At 63.7% G+C, this 16012-nt stretch carries 17 protein-coding genes; 15 read left to right on the top strand and 2 right to left on the bottom strand.

The genetic code is table 11. The annotated features are described in order from the left end of the window. Together ABEA07_RS00505 and ABEA07_RS00500 are read right to left on the bottom strand one after the other, a co-directional pair. Positions 1-762 carry an SAM-dependent methyltransferase gene (locus ABEA07_RS00505; RefSeq protein ID WP_345535168.1) on the bottom strand — a complete coding sequence of 254 codons (762 nt, stop codon included), beginning with the start codon at positions 760-762 and terminating at the stop codon, positions 1-3. Beyond that, positions 759-1340: a Maf family nucleotide pyrophosphatase gene (locus tag ABEA07_RS00500; RefSeq protein ID WP_345535166.1), complete on the bottom strand. Its 582-nt coding sequence runs from the start codon at positions 1338-1340 to the stop codon at positions 759-761. Before ABEA07_RS00500 ends, ABEA07_RS00505 begins: the two co-directional genes overlap by 4 nt. A gap of 38 nt (positions 1341-1378) precedes the next feature. On the opposite strand from ABEA07_RS00500, the gene ABEA07_RS00495 reads away from it, so the two are divergent. The 15 genes from ABEA07_RS00495 (at position 1379) to ABEA07_RS00425 (ending at position 16007) form a co-directional block, all read left to right on the top strand. After that, positions 1379-1927, top strand: coding sequence for a YceD family protein (locus tag ABEA07_RS00495; protein WP_345535391.1), 549 nt, complete (start codon positions 1379-1381; stop codon positions 1925-1927). A 158-nt stretch (positions 1928-2085) separates the two neighbouring features. Next, positions 2086-2268, top strand: coding sequence for a 50S ribosomal protein L32 (gene rpmF / locus ABEA07_RS00490; protein ID WP_068678319.1), 183 nt, complete (start codon positions 2086-2088; stop codon positions 2266-2268). 61 nt (positions 2269-2329) lie between these two features. After that, positions 2330-3415: a phosphate acyltransferase PlsX gene (plsX, locus tag ABEA07_RS00485; RefSeq protein WP_425584048.1), complete on the top strand. Its 1086-nt coding sequence runs from the start codon at positions 2330-2332 to the stop codon at positions 3413-3415. Then, a complete protein-coding gene (locus ABEA07_RS00480; RefSeq protein WP_345535164.1) occupies positions 3415-4392 on the top strand; it encodes a beta-ketoacyl-ACP synthase III in 978 nt (325 codons plus the stop codon). The genes plsX and ABEA07_RS00480 overlap by 1 nt, the downstream gene beginning before the upstream one ends. Before the next feature lie 58 nt (positions 4393-4450). Next, positions 4451-5404, top strand: a complete 954-nt coding sequence (fabD, locus tag ABEA07_RS00475) for an ACP S-malonyltransferase (protein ID WP_345535163.1) — start codon at positions 4451-4453, stop codon at positions 5402-5404. 24 nt (positions 5405-5428) lie between these two features. Further along, positions 5429-6172: a 3-oxoacyl-ACP reductase FabG gene (fabG, locus tag ABEA07_RS00470; protein WP_345535162.1), complete on the top strand. Its 744-nt coding sequence runs from the start codon at positions 5429-5431 to the stop codon at positions 6170-6172. 99 nt (positions 6173-6271) lie between these two features. Then, a complete protein-coding gene (acpP, locus tag ABEA07_RS00465) occupies positions 6272-6511 on the top strand; it encodes an acyl carrier protein (protein ID WP_007830471.1) in 240 nt (79 codons plus the stop codon). 93 nt (positions 6512-6604) lie between these two features. After that, positions 6605-7849: a beta-ketoacyl-ACP synthase II gene (fabF, locus tag ABEA07_RS00460; RefSeq protein ID WP_345535161.1), complete on the top strand. Its 1245-nt coding sequence runs from the start codon at positions 6605-6607 to the stop codon at positions 7847-7849. A 498-nt stretch (positions 7850-8347) separates the two neighbouring features. Continuing rightward, positions 8348-9022, top strand: a complete 675-nt coding sequence (gene rpoE, locus ABEA07_RS00455; RefSeq protein ID WP_345535160.1) for an RNA polymerase sigma factor RpoE — start codon at positions 8348-8350, stop codon at positions 9020-9022. 13 nt (positions 9023-9035) lie between these two features. Further along, on the top strand, positions 9036-9683 hold the full coding sequence (locus ABEA07_RS00450; RefSeq protein WP_345535159.1) for a sigma-E factor negative regulatory protein: 648 nt from the start codon (positions 9036-9038) through the stop codon (positions 9681-9683). Positions 9684-9711: 28 nt separating this feature from the next. Beyond that, on the top strand, positions 9712-10779 hold the full coding sequence (locus tag ABEA07_RS00445; protein ID WP_425584047.1) for a MucB/RseB C-terminal domain-containing protein: 1068 nt from the start codon (positions 9712-9714) through the stop codon (positions 10777-10779). A 95-nt stretch (positions 10780-10874) separates the two neighbouring features. Beyond that, positions 10875-12305, top strand: a complete 1431-nt coding sequence (locus tag ABEA07_RS00440) for a DegQ family serine endoprotease (protein ID WP_425584046.1) — start codon at positions 10875-10877, stop codon at positions 12303-12305. A 523-nt stretch (positions 12306-12828) separates the two neighbouring features. After that, complete coding sequence (gene lepA, locus ABEA07_RS00435) at positions 12829-14640, top strand: translation elongation factor 4 (protein WP_345535156.1); 1812 nt, start codon at positions 12829-12831, stop codon at positions 14638-14640. 14 nt (positions 14641-14654) lie between these two features. After that, positions 14655-15626 (top strand): signal peptidase I, encoded by a 972-nt coding sequence (gene lepB, locus ABEA07_RS00430; RefSeq protein ID WP_345535155.1) that lies wholly within the window; start codon positions 14655-14657, stop codon positions 15624-15626. Between the two features lie 24 nt (positions 15627-15650). Next, the gene (locus ABEA07_RS00425; protein ID WP_345535154.1) at positions 15651-16007 is read left to right on the top strand and encodes a DUF4845 domain-containing protein; all 357 of its coding nucleotides are present in this window, start codon (positions 15651-15653) and stop codon (positions 16005-16007) included. The last annotated feature ends 5 nt before the right edge of the window (positions 16008-16012 follow it).

Raw genomic sequence — 16012 nt, 5'->3', positions numbered from 1 at the left:
TCAGCGTCCGATCGCGAACACGGCGGGCGTGCGTTCGTCGGCGACCGGTGGATGAGCGCGCCAAGCCTTGACGGATTGGCTGCGGATGTCGGCGTTGGCCAGCGTGAGGCCGCGGGCGACGGCCAGGCGCGTGTTGTGTTGCAGGGTCTGCATCAAGGCCTGCAGCAGGGCTGCGTTGCGATAAGGGGTTTCAATGAAAAGCTGCGTCTGGCCCGTGCGCAGCGCGAGCGATTCGAGCTCACGAATACGCTGCGCACGGGCCGCAGCGTCTTGTGGCAGGTAGCCGACAAAGGCGAAATTTTGGCCATTGAGCCCGCTGGCGGCGAGTGCGAGCAGCAGCGACACCGGGCCGGTGAGCGGGATCACTGCGATGCCCAGGTCGTGCGCCGCGCGCACCACGGAAGCGCCGGGGTCGGCGACTGCCGGCATGCCGGCCTCGCTGAGCAGTCCGATGTCGGCGCCTTCCAGTACCGCTGCAAAAAGAGGGCGTGCGTCGAACTGGCCGGCCTGGTGGTCCCCCTTCTTGTGAACTTCCCGGGGCAATTCCTGGATCTGCTGGGCCTGGAGGGGGGCGGCGAGTGGCACCACGCCATCGATGCGCTTGAGGTAGGCGCGAGCAGACTTCGCGTTCTCGCAGATCCAATGGGTGATGCCCGCCGCAGCCTGGATCGTGCCGAACGGAAGCACGTCCTGCAGCGCAGCACCGGGATGGCAGCCGAAATCCAGCGGCGCCGGTACCAGGTAAAGCTTGCCTCGGGTCACAGAAGATCGATCCCCGCGGCGCGCAGCATTCGTGCGGTGCGGATCAGCGGCAGTCCTACCAGGGCGGTGGGATCGTCGCTGTCGATGGCGTCCAGCATGGCGATGCCGAGACCCTCACTCTTGGCACTGCCGGCACAGTCGTAGGGCGTTTCGGCCCGCAGATAGGCTTCGATCGCGTCGTCGCTGTACTGGCGGAACACGACACGCACCGGCGCGAGCTCGCGCTGGACAAAGCCGGTGGCCTGGCAGACCACGGCGACGGCGGTCTGGAACACCAGTGTCTGTCCGCGCATGCGCTGCAATTGCGCGGTCGCGCGCGCATGGTCGCCGGGTTTGCCAAGAGGCTCTCCGCCGAGGTCGGCCACCTGATCGGAGCCGATCACGACCGCATCGGGGAAGCGGCGTGCGACCGCCTGGGCCTTCTCGAGCGCCAGCCTTTCGGCCAGGGCACGGGGCGATTCGCCCGCGAGCGGCGTTTCGTCCACCTCCGGCGACTGGACATCGAACGCCAGGCGCAGCCGATGAAGGAGTTCGCGGCGATAGCGCGACGTCGAGGCGAGGATCAGGGACCGTTGCATGGGGCGTGATTGTGCGTGAGCGGTTTAGACTGGTGTCGATGACCAGAGAATTCACAGCCGGCCGGCTCGACGTGCGCCGTCTTGCGGAAGCGGCGGCGACGCTGTCGGGCGAGGACGCCCTTTCGACCTACGCGCGGCTGAGCGCCGAACTGGCGGCGCCTGCCGGCGACGCACGCGTGCGCTTCAAGGCCACGGGCGCCTCACGGGATGATCCCGCTGGGCATCCGGTGCCGTGGCTGCACCTGACGGCCGGTGCCACCTTGACGCTCGTCTGCCAGCGTTGCCTGTTGCCGGTCGACGTGCCCTTGCAGGTCGACCGTTGGTTCCGCTTCGTCGCGGACGAGGACACCGCCGCAGCCGAAGACGAAGAGGCCGAGGAAGACGTGCTGGTCGCGACCCGCGATTTCGATCTGCATGCCTTGATCGAGGACGAGCTGCTGATGGAAATTCCGGTGACCCCTCGGCATGGCAACTGCCCGCAGCCGGTGCAGTTGTCGGCGGTCGACCCGGACTTCGAAGCGGCCGAGGCGGCACGCCCCAACCCGTTCGCCGCACTGGAAAAGCTGCGGTCCGACAAGTCCGGGTAGGTCTGTCGGCAGCGTACTGGCATCCAGAGTGGTCATTGGGCTATAATCATGGGCTTCGCGCGCGCCGCTTGTGATGCTATTCATCGACGACGAAGATCGTCAGCCATCGTGGCTCAGCGCATGCCTACCCACTCACCCGAACATTTTCAGGAGCCACCATGGCTGTCCAGCAAAACAAGAAGTCGCCGTCCAAGCGCGGCATGCACCGTTCCCACAACGCGCTGGGCGTGCCCGGCCTGGCGGTCGAGCCCACCACCGGCGAAACGCATCTGCGCCACCACATCAGCCCCAACGGTTTTTACCGTGGGCGCAAGGTGCTCAAGACCAAGTCAGAAGCCTGATTTCCGTTTTCAAGGCTGAAGGCCCGAGCTACTTTCCCCGTAGCGTCGGGCCTTTGTTTTGATGGTCACGCCTTCCGAACCCGTTTCCGTGTCTTCCGCGATCACGCTGGCCGTCGATTGCATGGGAGGCGATCATGGGCCGCGTATCACGCTGGCGGCGTGCGAGGCCTTTCTGGAGCGCCACACAGAAGCATCGTTGTTGCTGGTTGGCAGCCCGGCGGCCCTGGCCGACTTTTCTCATCCCCGTGCCCGGGTCGTTCCGGCCAGCGAGGTGGTCGGCATGGATGATCCGGTCGAAGTCGCGCTGCGCAAGAAGAAGGACTCTTCGATGCGGGTCGCCATCCAGCAGGTCAAAGACGGTGCGGCACAGGCGGCAGTGTCGGCCGGCAATACCGGGGCGCTGATGGCCATTGCTCGTTACCTGCTCAAAACCCTGGATGGCATTGATCGGCCGGCCATTGCCCCGCAGCTGCCCAACAGGAAAGGTGGGGCGACGACGGTACTGGACCTCGGCGCCAACGTGGACTGCGACGCCGAGGACCTCCTTCAATTCGCTGTACTGGGATCCGCGCTGGTGTCGGCGCTCACCGGGAACGAGTCGCCCGCCGTGGGGTTGCTCAATGTCGGCGAAGAGGCGATCAAGGGCAGCGAGACTATCAAGAAAGCCAGTCAATTACTCCGAAAAGCAGCCAATTCTGGCGACTTGAACTTCTACGGCAATGTTGAAGGGAACGACATTTTCAAGGGCACAACCGATATCGTGGTGTGCGACGGATTCGTTGGCAACGTGACACTCAAGGCCACCGAAGGCGTCGCATCGATGATCGTCGACTTCCTTCGGGCCGAATATTCCAGCGGCATCTGGAGCAAATTTGCTGCAATCGTCTCCTATCCGGTCCTAAAGGCGCTCAAGGGGCGTCTGGATCATCGGCGCTATAACGGCGCGGCGCTCCTTGGTCTGCGCGGGCTGGTCTTCAAGAGCCACGGCTCGGCAGACGAAGTGGCTTTCGGCCATGCCCTTGATCGCGCTTATGATGCCGCTCGCAACAACCTGCTCGACCGCGTTCGGGCCCGCATCGCCCACGCCGCGCCGCTGCTGGCGCGGCAAGAGCCGGCGACGGTGGACACCGCGGCACTCCACGCTTGATGACTTCTTTTTCCCGCATCACCGGCACCGGCAGCTATCTCCCGCCGCGTCGAGTGACCAACGACGAACTCGCGCGTGACCTCGCACAGCGAGGCATCGAAACGTCCGACCAGTGGATCGTTGAGCGCACCGGTATCCGTGCCCGGCATTTCGCGGCGCCTGAAATGACGAGCAGCGATCTCGCCCTGGAGGCTGCGAAGCATGCCCTCGAAGCGGCGGGCCGCCGCGCCAGCGACGTGGACCTGATCGTGGTCGCGACGTCGACGCCCGACATGGTGTTTCCGTCGTCGGCGGCCATTCTTCAGAACAAGCTCGGCATCGCCGGCTGCCCTGCATTCGACGTGCAGGCCGTATGCAGCGGCTTCGTCTACGCGTTGACCGTGGCAGACGCGTTGATTCGAACCGGCAGTGCGAAGTGCGCGCTGGTCGTGGGGGCTGAAGTGTTCTCACGCATTCTCGACTTCGACGACCGCACCACGTGCGTGCTCTTTGGCGACGGAGCCGGCGCGGTCGTGCTCGAAGCAAGTGACGAGCCGGGGATTCTCGCCAGTGACCTCCATGCTGACGGAAAGCATGTCGGCATTCTTTGTGTGCCCGGTCATGTCTCGGGCGGACAGGTGCTGGGCACGCCGCTCCTCCACATGGACGGGCAGGCTGTTTTCAAGCTGGCCGTTCGTGTGTTGGAAGACGCTGCGCGCGCCTGCCTGAAGAAGGCCGGGAAGGTCGATACCGACATCGACTGGCTGATTCCGCACCAGGCCAACATCCGCATCATGGAGGGCACCGCCCGTAAGCTGAAGCTGCCGCTCGACAAACTGGTCGTGACCGTCAACGAACACGGCAACACCTCGGCGGCCTCCATCCCGCTGGCGCTGGACGAGGCGGTGCGTGCAGGCAAGGTGAAGAGGGGCGATACGCTCATGCTGGAAGGTGTGGGCGGCGGCTTCACCTGGGGCGCTGTGCTATTGAACATGTAGTCCTGCGTGTCGCTGCCCGGCCGGCGGCGGCGGGCGGGGCCCAACGGAGACGCAATCAATGAAATCCTTCGCTTTCGTATTTCCGGGCCAGGGCTCGCAGGCGGTGGGCATGCTCGACGCCTGGGGCGGTCACCCGGCCGTCGCCGAAACGCTGCGCGAGGCCTCCGACGCGCTCGACGAGGACGTCGCGCGCCTGATCCACGATGGACCGAAGGAGGCGCTGGCGCTCACCACCAATACGCAGCCGGTGATGCTGGTCGCTGGCGTGGCCGCTTGGCGCGCGTGGCTCGCGGAGGGTGGCGCGAAGCCGGAGGTGGTCGCGGGCCACTCGCTGGGTGAGTACTCCGCGCTGGTGGCCTCGGGTGTGCTGAGTCTGGCGCAGGCGGCGCCGCTGGTGCGTTTTCGCGCGCAGGCGATGCAGCAAGCCGTGCCTGTGGGAGCAGGTGCGATGGCCGCGGTCCTCGGGATGGACGCGGAGGGGGTCAAGGCTGGCTGCGCCGAAGTGTCGGCAGGTTTCGGTGTCGGCAGCGCTGAAGTCGTCGAGGCCGTGAACTTCAACGATCCGATGCAAACGGTGATCGCCGGCAGCAAGGCGGCGGTCGACAAGGCCTGCGAGGTGCTGAAAGCGCGGGGCGCCAAGAGGGCGCTACCGCTGCCGGTCTCCGCGCCTTTCCATTCGAGCCTGATGCGACCTGCGGCGGAGGCACTGCGGGAGCGCCTGGCGTTGCTGAGCTTTGCCGCGCCGCAGATCCCGGTTCTCAACAACATCGACGTCGCGGTGGAGACCGATGCGGCGCGCATTCGCGATGCACTGGTGCGCCAGGCGGCTGGTCCGGTTCGCTGGGTCGAGTGCGTGCAAGCCCTGAAGGCTCGGGGCATCCAGGCCGTGATCGAATGCGGGCCCGGCAAGGTACTGGCTGGAATGGCCAAGCGCATTGCGCCGGAACTCGCCGTCGGCTCCGTCTATGACCCCGCCACGCTCGCAGAAACCCAGCAAATGCTTGGCGCTTGATAGCGGGACTTTTACTTTTTTTCCATGAGCATTCCCAAATTCGAAGGCCAGGTTGCCCTGGTCACCGGCGCTTCACGTGGCATTGGTGCAGCCATCGCGCTCGAACTGGCCCAGCGCGGGCTTCAAGTGATCGGCACCGCCACCACTGAAGAGGGTGCAAACCGCATCACGACAGCACTGGCGGCGCACGGTGGGCGAGGCATGGCACTTGACGTGAACGACGGCCCGTCGGTCGAAGGGCTGATCGACCAGATCGTCAAGGCTTATGGGGCGATCCACGTGCTCGTCAACAATGCCGGCATCACCCGCGACATGCTGGCGATGCGGCTGAAGGACGAGGACTGGGATGCGGTGCTCGACACCAATCTGAGGGCGGTCTTCCGTCTGTCACGTGCGGCGATCCGGCCGATGATGAAGCAGCGCTACGGCCGAATCATCAGCATCACGAGCGTGGTCGGAGCGTCCGGCAATCCCGGTCAGGCCAACTACGCGGCAGCCAAGGCCGGCGTTGCCGGCATGACCCGTGCGCTCGCCCGCGAACTCGGCAGCCGCAACATCACGGTCAACTGTGTAGCGCCCGGGTTCATCGAGACCGACATGACGGCCAGCCTCCCGGAGGCTCAGCAGCAGGCGCTGCTGGCGCAGATTCCGCTGGGACACCTGGGCAAACCGGCCGACATTGCCCATGCGGTCGCCTACCTTGCATCGCCACAGGCGTCTTATGTGACGGGGCAGGAACTGCACGTCAACGGCGGCATGTACATGTAAGCCCCAGCCCCCACACCCTATGGACGCCGGCCCGAAGGTCGATGCCACAATCCGGCCGGCTAAAATCATCGATTACCTACAACCCTCAGAGGGAAGCAAATGAGCGATATCGAAGCACGTGTCAAGAAAATCATTGCCGAGCAACTCGGCGTTGAAGAGTCCCAGGTCACCAATGAAAAGGCTTTCGTGGCGGACCTCGGCGCGGACTCTCTCGACACGGTCGAACTGGTGATGGCACTCGAAGACGAATTCGGCATCGAGATCCCGGACGAAGACGCTGAGAAGATCACGACCGTCCAGAACGCCGTCGATTACGCCACCAAGAATCAAAAGGCCTGATATCGGCCTCGCTGGGTTTCCATACCGGCTTGCGGCTGCCATCGTGGCACCAGCCGCCCGGCGGTCTCAGTGCTTCCAGAAAGGTTTGCCGGCATGACCAAACGCCGCGTCGTTGTGACCGGGCTCGGTTGCATTGCCCCGGTCGGAAACACCGTCGCCGAGTCCTGGGCCAATCTGCTCGCCGGAAAATCGGGCATCGACACTGTCACCAGCTTCGATGCAAGTGCTTTTGCTTGCAAGTTCGCGGGTGAGGTCAAGGGCTTCGACATCACCGAGTACATCCCCGAGAAAGAGGCGCGTCACATGGACCGCTTCATTCATCTCGGATTGGCCGCTGCGATCCAGGCGGTGCAGGACAGCGGGCTGCCGACCGGCGATGCGCTGTCCGAGGAAGATGCCGTTCGCATCGGTTGCAACATCGGCTCGGGCATCGGCGGACTGCCGATGATCGAAGCCACCCACGCCGAACTGAGCAACCGCGGCCCGCGCCGCGTCTCGCCCTTTTTTGTGCCGGCATCGATCATCAACATGATCTCCGGCCATGTGTCGATCAAGTACGGCTTCAAGGGACCCAACATCGCGATCGTCACGGCGTGCACCACCGGTCTGCATGCGATTGGAACCTCGGCCCGGATGATCGAGTATGGCGATGCTGACGTCATGATCGCGGGAGGTGCAGAGTCCACCGTGTCTCCGCTGGGCATCGGTGGCTTCGCCGCGGCCCGCGCCCTGTCGACCCGCAATGACGATCCGACCACCGCCTCGCGTCCATGGGACCGGGACCGCGATGGTTTCGTGCTCGGCGAGGGTGCCGGCGTACTGGTCCTCGAGGAATACGAGCGCGCCAAGGCGCGTGGGGCGAAGATCTACGCGGAAGTCGCCGGCTTCGGGATGAGCGCTGACGCTTTCCACATGACAGCGCCCGACATCGACGGGCCGCGCCGCTCGATGCAGGCGGCATTGATCAACGCGGGCATCAATGGCGACCAGGTGCAGTACCTGAATGCGCACGGCACGTCGACGCCCCTCGGCGACCTGAACGAAACCAACGCCATCAAGAAGGCTTTCGGCGAACAGGCAAAGAAGTTGGTCGTGAATTCGACCAAGTCGATGACCGGGCACCTGCTCGGTGGCGCCGGCGGCATCGAATCGGTGTTTACAGTGTTGGCGCTCCACCAACAGAAGAGCCCGCCGACGATCAACATTTTCAATCAGGATCCTGAGTGCGATCTTGATTATTGTGCCAACGAGGCTCGGGACCTGAGGATCGACGTCGCGGTCAAGAACAACTTCGGCTTCGGCGGCACCAACGGCACGCTGGTGTTCAAGCGCGCTTGAATTTCCTCGACCCATGCAAGGCGCCCCATCGGTGAGTTATCCGGTGGGGCGCTCGCGCCTCGCGAGCCGACTTTTGCTGGTCCTATGGGCTAGTGGCGCCTGTTGCGCGCTTGCGGCGAGTGTGCGCTCCGATGGAGTGGATTGGCGCAGCGGACTGCTGGTATTCGGCATTTTCTTGGCAGGCTTGGCTGTGCGGACGAGCTCTTTGCGCCGTGAGTCCGCCGCGATGCTGCACTTCGATGGGGCGCGTTGGTCGATCCCTGGGACAACCGGCCCGCAGGCTGCCGCGGCGAAGGTGGCCCTGGATGTCCAGTCTTCGCTGCTTGTGCGCCTGACGTTCTCCGACGGGGCATGCCGCTGGTTGTGGTTAGACCGCCACGCCGCGCCGGAGCGCTGGCAGGCTTTGCGCCGTGCGGTATATTCGCGCCCCGCTCCTGCAGGCCATTCCCCAGCTCTCGCCCAAACCGCGACAGTGGCCGGCTCGCGTTCCCTCCTCTCATGACCGCCTCTCCACCGCCCGTGCCGCCTGACACCGGCCTGCCCGACGCACCCGCCGGCGCGGCCAGGGCGGGCGAGGTCGACTACCAATTGGTCCAGCGTACCGTCGCGGGCGATCAGCGGGCCTTTGAATTGCTGGTCCTCAAGTATCAGCGCCGGATCGAGCGGCTCATTGGCCGGATGGTGCGTGACGTCAACCTGATCGAGGACATCGCGCAGGAGACCTTCATTCGCGCCTATCGCGCCCTCCATCAGTTCAGGGGCGAGGCCCAGTTTTACACCTGGCTGTACCGGATCGCCGTGAACACCGCCAAGAAGGCGTTGGTCGACATGAAGCGCGACCCGACCGTGACCGAGAGCGCGCTGCGTTCGGCTTCTGACGAGGACGATGAAACTTACCGACCGGGAAACGAACCAACCAGCGACGAGACGCCCGAGTCCGTGATGGCCGCCAATGAAATTGCGGCCGCCGTCGAGGCTGCAATGGAAGCCCTACCCGCCGAACTGCGGCAGGCAGTGACCTTGCGCGAAATTGAAGGCATGAGCTACGAAGAGATCGCCGAGGTCATGAATTGTCCGATCGGCACGGTACGTTCGCGGATATTCCGGGCGCGCGAAGCCATTTCGGCAAGGGTCAGACCACTGCTGGACAACCAGTCTGGCAAGCGTTGGTAAGCAGGTGAACGAGATGAAGAACACGAGCACAGTCCATGAGCAGATTTCCGCATTGGCCGATGGGCACCTGCGGGATGAAGATGTTGGCCAGGTCGTCGACGCGATCTGCAGCGACAACGACTTGCGTGCGACCTGGCGCACCTACCATCTGGTGGGCGATGTCCTGCGGTCCGGTGTCCATTCGGCCTGCAGCGACACCTCCAGGTTCATGGCGAAACTCCAGCAACGAATCGAGGCCGAGCCGTCGCGGCCCACGGCGTTCCCCTCGGAGTTCGCGCCCCCGGTCGTGCACCGCACGGAAGCCGCCAACGAGCCGGTCTTCCGCTGGAAGCTTGTGGCGGGAGCCGCATCCCTGGCGGCCGCAGCGGCGATCGGCTGGAACTGGGTGGGCGGCATCAACGCTCAGCCTTCCGCGGCGCAGCTGGCCCAGCAGCAGCCGTCGCAGAGCGCTGGGTCGGTCCTGGCCGCTGCGAACGCTTCATCTCAGGGGCCCCGCATGCTGACACCGATGCGGGTCGTGGTGGGTAAGGGCAACCCGCAGGTCATGCTGCGCGACCCGCGCCTGGACCAGCTTCTTGAGGCGCACCAGCAGGCCGGCGGCGCTTCGCAGATGCCTTCCGGATTCCTGCGCAACGCGACTTTCGACGGTCCGTCGCGTTGACGGCGCGTCGGCTGCCCCTGCACCAGCGATGACTGTGTCGATGCCGATTTCCGCGCGAGGAGCCCTTCTTCTTGTTGCCGCCCTTTGTGTGACGCAGGCGGTCGTTGCCCAGAATCGGGCTTCCGCGCCGTCTCAGAAGGATCCCGTTGCCACGGCAGGCGGCGAGACGCCGACCCTGAACGTGGTCGAGTGGCTGCAGCGCATGCACGCCGCATCCCGGCAACGCTCCTATGCGGGGACCTTCGTTGTCTCTGCCGCTGGCGGCAACCTGTCCAGCGCCCGTATCTGGCATGTTTGCGAAGGTGACCTTCAGCTGGAGCGCATCGAGGTTCTGTCCGGCCCGCCGCGCTCGACCTTTCGACGCAACGATCACGTGATGACCTTCTTGCCCGAGGCCAAGATCGTCAAGAGCGAGAAGCGCGAGAACCTGGAACTGTTCCCCAACCTGCTCGGGGCACCCGACTCCGCCATTGGGGAACTCTACAGCGCGCGCGTCGTCGGCAAGGATCGGGTCGCGGGCTTTGACGCAGACGTGGTGCAACTCGAGCCGCGTGACAGCCTGCGGTTCGGCTATCGCGTCTGGAGCGAGCGGCGCTCGGGGCTGGTGATCAAGCTGCAGACAGTGGATGGTGAAAGCCGGGTACTCGAGCAATCCGCATTTTCCGAGCTCCAGCTCGATCCTCCCGTCAAGGCGCACGTGCTCGCGCAGATGATGGGCAGCACCGCTGGCTACAAGGTGGAGAAGTCCGAGCTGGAACGTACCTCGCCGGGCAAGGAAGGGTGGGGCCTGCGCAGGCCCGTGCCCGGCTTCAGTCCAGTGAGCTGCTATCGCCGGGCGATGGGCGGCACGGCCGATGGCAAGACAGCGCACACGATGCAATGGATCTTCTCCGATGGTCTTGCCACGGTGTCGCTGTTCGTCGAGCCCTATGACGCGCAACGCCAGTCCCGGGAAGGTTTGTTTTCCCTGGGCGCCACTTACACCCTCAGCCGCAGATTGAAGGACAAGGATGGAGACTGGTGGCTGACCGTGGTTGGCGAGGTCCCGCCCCAGACGCTCGATGCGTTTGCGCAAAGCCTTGTACGTGCGCGGTGAGACGCCATATTCACCCTTGTAGTTGCATTTCTCTCCCTCAACGAAGGAAGCTGATGATGTTCATATCCGAAAGGAGCAGGATTCGCTCATTCCTCATGGCCGGCGTCTTCATGTTCGCCTCCGGCTTGTCGCTGCTGCCGGTCGGACCGGCCCATGCACAGGGTCGCGCCTTGCCCGACTTCACCGATCTGGTCGATCAGGTCGGCCCGTCGGTGGTCAATATCCGGACGATCGAGAAGGTGACGCAGCGCGGTGGCAGCGCCGAGATGGATGAGGAGATGCAGGAGTTCCTGCGCCGCTTCTTCGGCCAGCAGTTTCCGAACATCCCGCGCCAGGGGCCGCGAAACCGGCCTCAGCCGCAGGAAGAAGAGCGGCCGCGAGGCGTCGGTTCAGGTTTCATCCTGACTTCTGACGGCTACGTGATGACCAATGCACACGTGGTGGATGGCGCTTCCGAGGTGCTGGTGACGCTTGTCGACAAGCGCGAGTTCAAGGCCAAGATCGTGGGTGCCGACAAGCGCACCGACGTGGCGGTCGTGAAGATCGATGCCACGGGCCTGCCTGCGGTCAAAGTGGGCGACATTTCCAAGCTGCGCGTCGGCGAATGGGTGATGGCCATCGGCTCGCCCTTTGGCCTGGAAAACACCGTGACGGCCGGCATCGTGAGCGCGAAGCAGCGCGACACAGGTGATTACCTCCCCTTCATCCAGACCGACGTGGCCATCAACCCGGGCAATTCGGGAGGGCCGCTGATCAACATGCGCGGCGAGGTGGTCGGGATCAACAGCCAAATCTACTCGCGTTCCGGCGGCTTCATGGGCATCTCCTTCTCGATCCCGATCGACGAGGCGATCCGCGTGAGCGACCAACTGCGCACAAACGGGCGCGTGTCGCGGGGGCGCATCGGTGTGCAGATCGACCAAGTCACCAAGGACGTGGCAGAGTCCATCGGGCTGGGCAAGGCGCAGGGCGCGCTGGTGCGCGGCGTGGAGGCCGGGTCGCCGGGCGAGAAGGCCGGCATCGAGCCCGGCGACATCATCACTCGCTTCGACGGCAAGGCCATCGAGAAGCCGAGCGACTTGCCTCGCCTGGTCGGCAACACCAAGCCGGGCACGCGAAGCACGATCACCGTGTTCCGCCGCGGCAGTTCGCGCGACCTGACAGTGACGATCGCCGAGATCGAGCCCGACAAGCCTGCGCGCATCGCGGAGCGTGAGGAGCCGGCCGCGAAGTCCTCGGCATCGGCTGCCGCCAAGTCCCTGGGCCTCGTCGTCAGTGAGCTCACGGAAGCCCAAAAGAAGGAACTCAAGCTCAAGGGCGGCGTGAAGATCGACGATGCTTCCGAGGCGGCCACACGTGCCGGTTTGCGCGAAGGTGACATCGTCCTTGGGATCAATAACACCGAGGTCGGGAACGTCAAGGAGTTCGAATCGGCGCTGGCAAAGGCGGACAAGAGCAAGCCGGTGAGCGTTCTATTCCGGCGCGGGGAATGGGCCCAGTACGCCCTGATCCGTCCCACACGTTGAACCGGCGAACTGCGTCAAGTGGCCCCACCCGGCAGTCGGGTTTGGGGCCTTTTTTCCAACGCCTTTTGGTGTTCGCGCAACCCCAACACAAAAATTTTTCAAGTCCTCGAGCAGGATCGATTGGTTTGCGATCGCTAACTTCGGGAAGGTCTAATGACTCGTTTCGGTAGAATGGGACTTCTGCGATCGATGGCTGATGCATAAGGTCACGAGGCTCCTCCACGATGCGAGATGTCAGAACACGTTCCACCGATCCTCCACAGATCGCCCACAAGTTGTTAAGGAAATGGTCCACCGGGTCTGTTAATAAGCTGTTTATAAGTTCCATGTTGCTGACCTGCAACGACCGATCCGAGGCCCCGGACCGGATGTACGCGCCCCCTGTTTTGCCTACAATGAAGTTCCAACTACTGCAGTTGCCATTGCTTGTTGGTTCAGGGCGCGTCTCTTGGGGACGCGCCCTTTTTTCTTGGCCGTCTGTCGCTGCGTACAAGCGAATTCAAGTACTTAAGCGTTCCCGTTGATGAATCACATCAGAAATTTTTCCATCATCGCGCACATCGATCACGGCAAGTCGACGCTTGCAGATCGCATCATTCAACGTTGCGGTGGTCTCGCGGAGAGAGAGATGGAGGCGCAAGTACTCGACTCGATGGATATCGAGAGAGAGCGTGGGATAACCATCAAGGCGCAGACCGCAGCGCTGCACTACAAGGCACGCGATGGGCAGATCTACAACCTCAATTTGATCGACACGCCTGGCCATGTCGACTTCTCTTACGAAGTGAGTCGCTCGCTGTCTGCATGCGAAGGTGCATTGCTCGTCGTCGACGCGAGTCAGGGCGTCGAAGCACAGACTGTCGCCAACTGCTACACCGCGCTCGACCTTGGTGTGGAAGTGCTGCCTGTGCTCAACAAGATGGATTTGCCGCAGGCCGATCCAGACAACGCGAAGGCCGAGATCGAGGACGTGATCGGCATCGATGCGGGTGACGCCATTCCTTGCTCGGCGAAGACCGGCATGGGCATCGACGAGATCCTCGAGGCGATCGTGGCCAAGGTGCCGTCACCTCGTGGCAATCCGGATGCCGCGCTGCGCGCGATGATCATCGACAGCTGGTTCGATGCTTATGTGGGCGTGGTGATGCTGGTGCGCGTGGTCGATGGCCGCCTGGCGAAGGGCGACCGCATCAAGATGATGGCCTCGGGCGCGAGCTACGATGCGGACAACCTCGGCGTGTTCACGCCCGCAAACGAACCGCGCGAATCGCTCGAGGCGGGCGAAGTAGGCTACATCATCGCGGGCATCAAGGAATTGCAAGCTGCCAAGGTGGGCGACACCGTCACCCGGATCAAGGCGGGCACCGGGGGCGCGGCTGCGACCGCCACGGAGGCATTGCCAGGCTTCAAGGAAATCCAGCCCCAGGTGTTCGCAGGCCTCTACCCGACCGAGGCGAGCGAGTACGACTCGCTGCGCGACGCGCTGGAGAAGCTCAAGCTCAACGATTCCTCTCTGCACTACGAGCCCGAGGTCTCCCAGGCCCTCGGCTTCGGCTTCCGTTGCGGCTTCCTGGGCCTCCTGCACATGGAGATCGTGCAGGAGCGTCTGGAGCGCGAGTTCGACCAGGACCTGATCACGACCGCGCCCAGCGTGGTCTACCAAGTGGTGAAGAGCGACGGCGAAGTGATCATGGTCGAGAACCCGTCCAAGATGCCAGACGTGGGCCGCATGGCGGAGATCCGCGAGCCGATCGTCACCGTCCATCTCTACATGCCGCAGGAGTACGTCGGCGCCGTGATGACGCTGGCCAACCAGAAGCGCGGCGTGCAAATGAACATGTCCTACCACGGCCGCCAGGTCATGCTGACCTACGAGATGCCCCTGGGCGAAATCGTGCTGGACTTCTTCGACAAGCTGAAATCCGTCAGCCGGGGTTATGCCTCGATGGACTACGAATTCAAGGAATACCGCGCATCGGATGTCGTGAAGGTCGACATCTTGCTCAACGGCGAGAAGGTGGACGCCCTGTCGATCATCGTGCACCGCAGCCAGAGCCAGTACCGCGGCCGGGCGGTAGTGAGCAAGATGCGGGAGATCATCAGCCGCCAGATGTTCGATGTCGCGATCCAGGCCGCCATCGGGGCCAACATCATCGCGCGTGAGACAATCAAGGCCCTGCGCAAGAACGTGCTCGCCAAGTGCTACGGCGGCGACATCACCCGCAAGCGCAAGCTGCTCGAGAAGCAGAAGGCGGGCAAGAAAAGAATGAAGCAGATCGGCTCGGTCGAGGTCCCGCAAGAGGCCTTTCTCGCCATCCTGCAGGTCGAAGACTAAGAACCACGGCGTCGATGGCATTTCTCACCTCCCTGATCCTCGCGGCTTTCGTCGGCTATATCGGTGCCTGGTATTTCGGAGCGGTGGAAGGCAACTTCGCGTTGCTGCTGTTCCTGGCCACCGTGGTCACCGGTCTGTACTGGCTGGCGGAGCGCTTCCACTTCCTGCCCCGGCGCCGCAAGGCCGCCGAGGCACTGGATGCCTCCCTCGTCCAGCGGCGCGACGAACTCTCGCGCCAGGGCATCCAGCACGTCGACACGGTGGATCCCAAGGTGCGCGAACGCCTGCTCATGCAGCCGTGGTGGCTGGACTGGACGGCCGGCCTGTTCCCAGTGATCCTGGCCGTATTCCTCCTGCGCTCCTTCTTGGTCGAGCCCTTCAAGATCCCCTCCGGCTCCATGATGCCGACCCTGCTTACCGGCGACCTGATCCTGGTGAACAAGTTCACGTACGGCCTGCGCCTGCCGGTCATCAACACCAAGATCACCGAGGGCACACCGCCGGCGCGGGGCGATGTCATGGTGTTCCGCTACCCGCCCAAGCCGAGCATGGACTACATCAAGCGGGTGATCGGCGTGCCCGGCGACGAAGTGGCCTACCTCAACAAGAAGCTCACCATCAACGGCCAGCCGGTCAGCAAGCAGGCGGTGCCCGAGTACTTCGACGAGGAAGCCATGCGCTACCTGAAGCAGTACTCCGAAGACCTGGGCGGCAAGCAGCACCTGCTGCTCAACGACGACAGCCGCCGCGCCGGCCTGTCGGAGGCCGAGGTGATGGCGTTCCCGAACCAGGAAAATTGCCGCTACAGTGTCGAAGGCGTGGTGTGCAAGGTCCCGCCGGGCCACTATTTCATGATGGGCGACAACCGCGACAACTCGCTCGATTCGCGCTACTGGGGTTTCGTGCCGGACAAGAACATTGTCGGCAGGGCCTTCTTCATCTGGATGAATTTCGGTGATCTCAAGCGCATCGGCAGGTTCCAATAAGCAGGTTTTGGAGGGAAAGAGGGCATGAGAGCTAGTCAATCCAGGGGGCACCAGCGCGGCATCTCCTTCATCGGGTTGCTGTTCGTCGCAGCAGTGCTTGCGTGCGTGGGCGTCGTGGTTGCGCAGGTCATCCCCACGCTGATCGAGTACCAGGCAATCACCAAGGCCGCCAACAAGGCCAAGGAAGGCACGACAGTTCCCGAGGTGCGTGCCATCTTCGATCGTGCGCAGGCCATCGACGACTTCCAGTCGGTCAGCGGGAAGGACCTCGACGTGAAGAAGGTGGGCGACAAGGTCGTGGTTTCGTTCGCCTACCAGCGCGAGATCCACCTGTTCGGCCCGGCTTACCTCACGCTCAAGTACGAAGGCCAGTCGCGCTAGGATGA

Source organism: Variovorax defluvii, assembly GCF_039541515.1.
In the GTDB taxonomy this organism is placed as follows: Bacteria; Pseudomonadota; Gammaproteobacteria; order Burkholderiales; family Burkholderiaceae_C; genus Variovorax; species Variovorax defluvii.
This window is presented reverse-complemented; position numbering and strand designations above follow the sequence as displayed.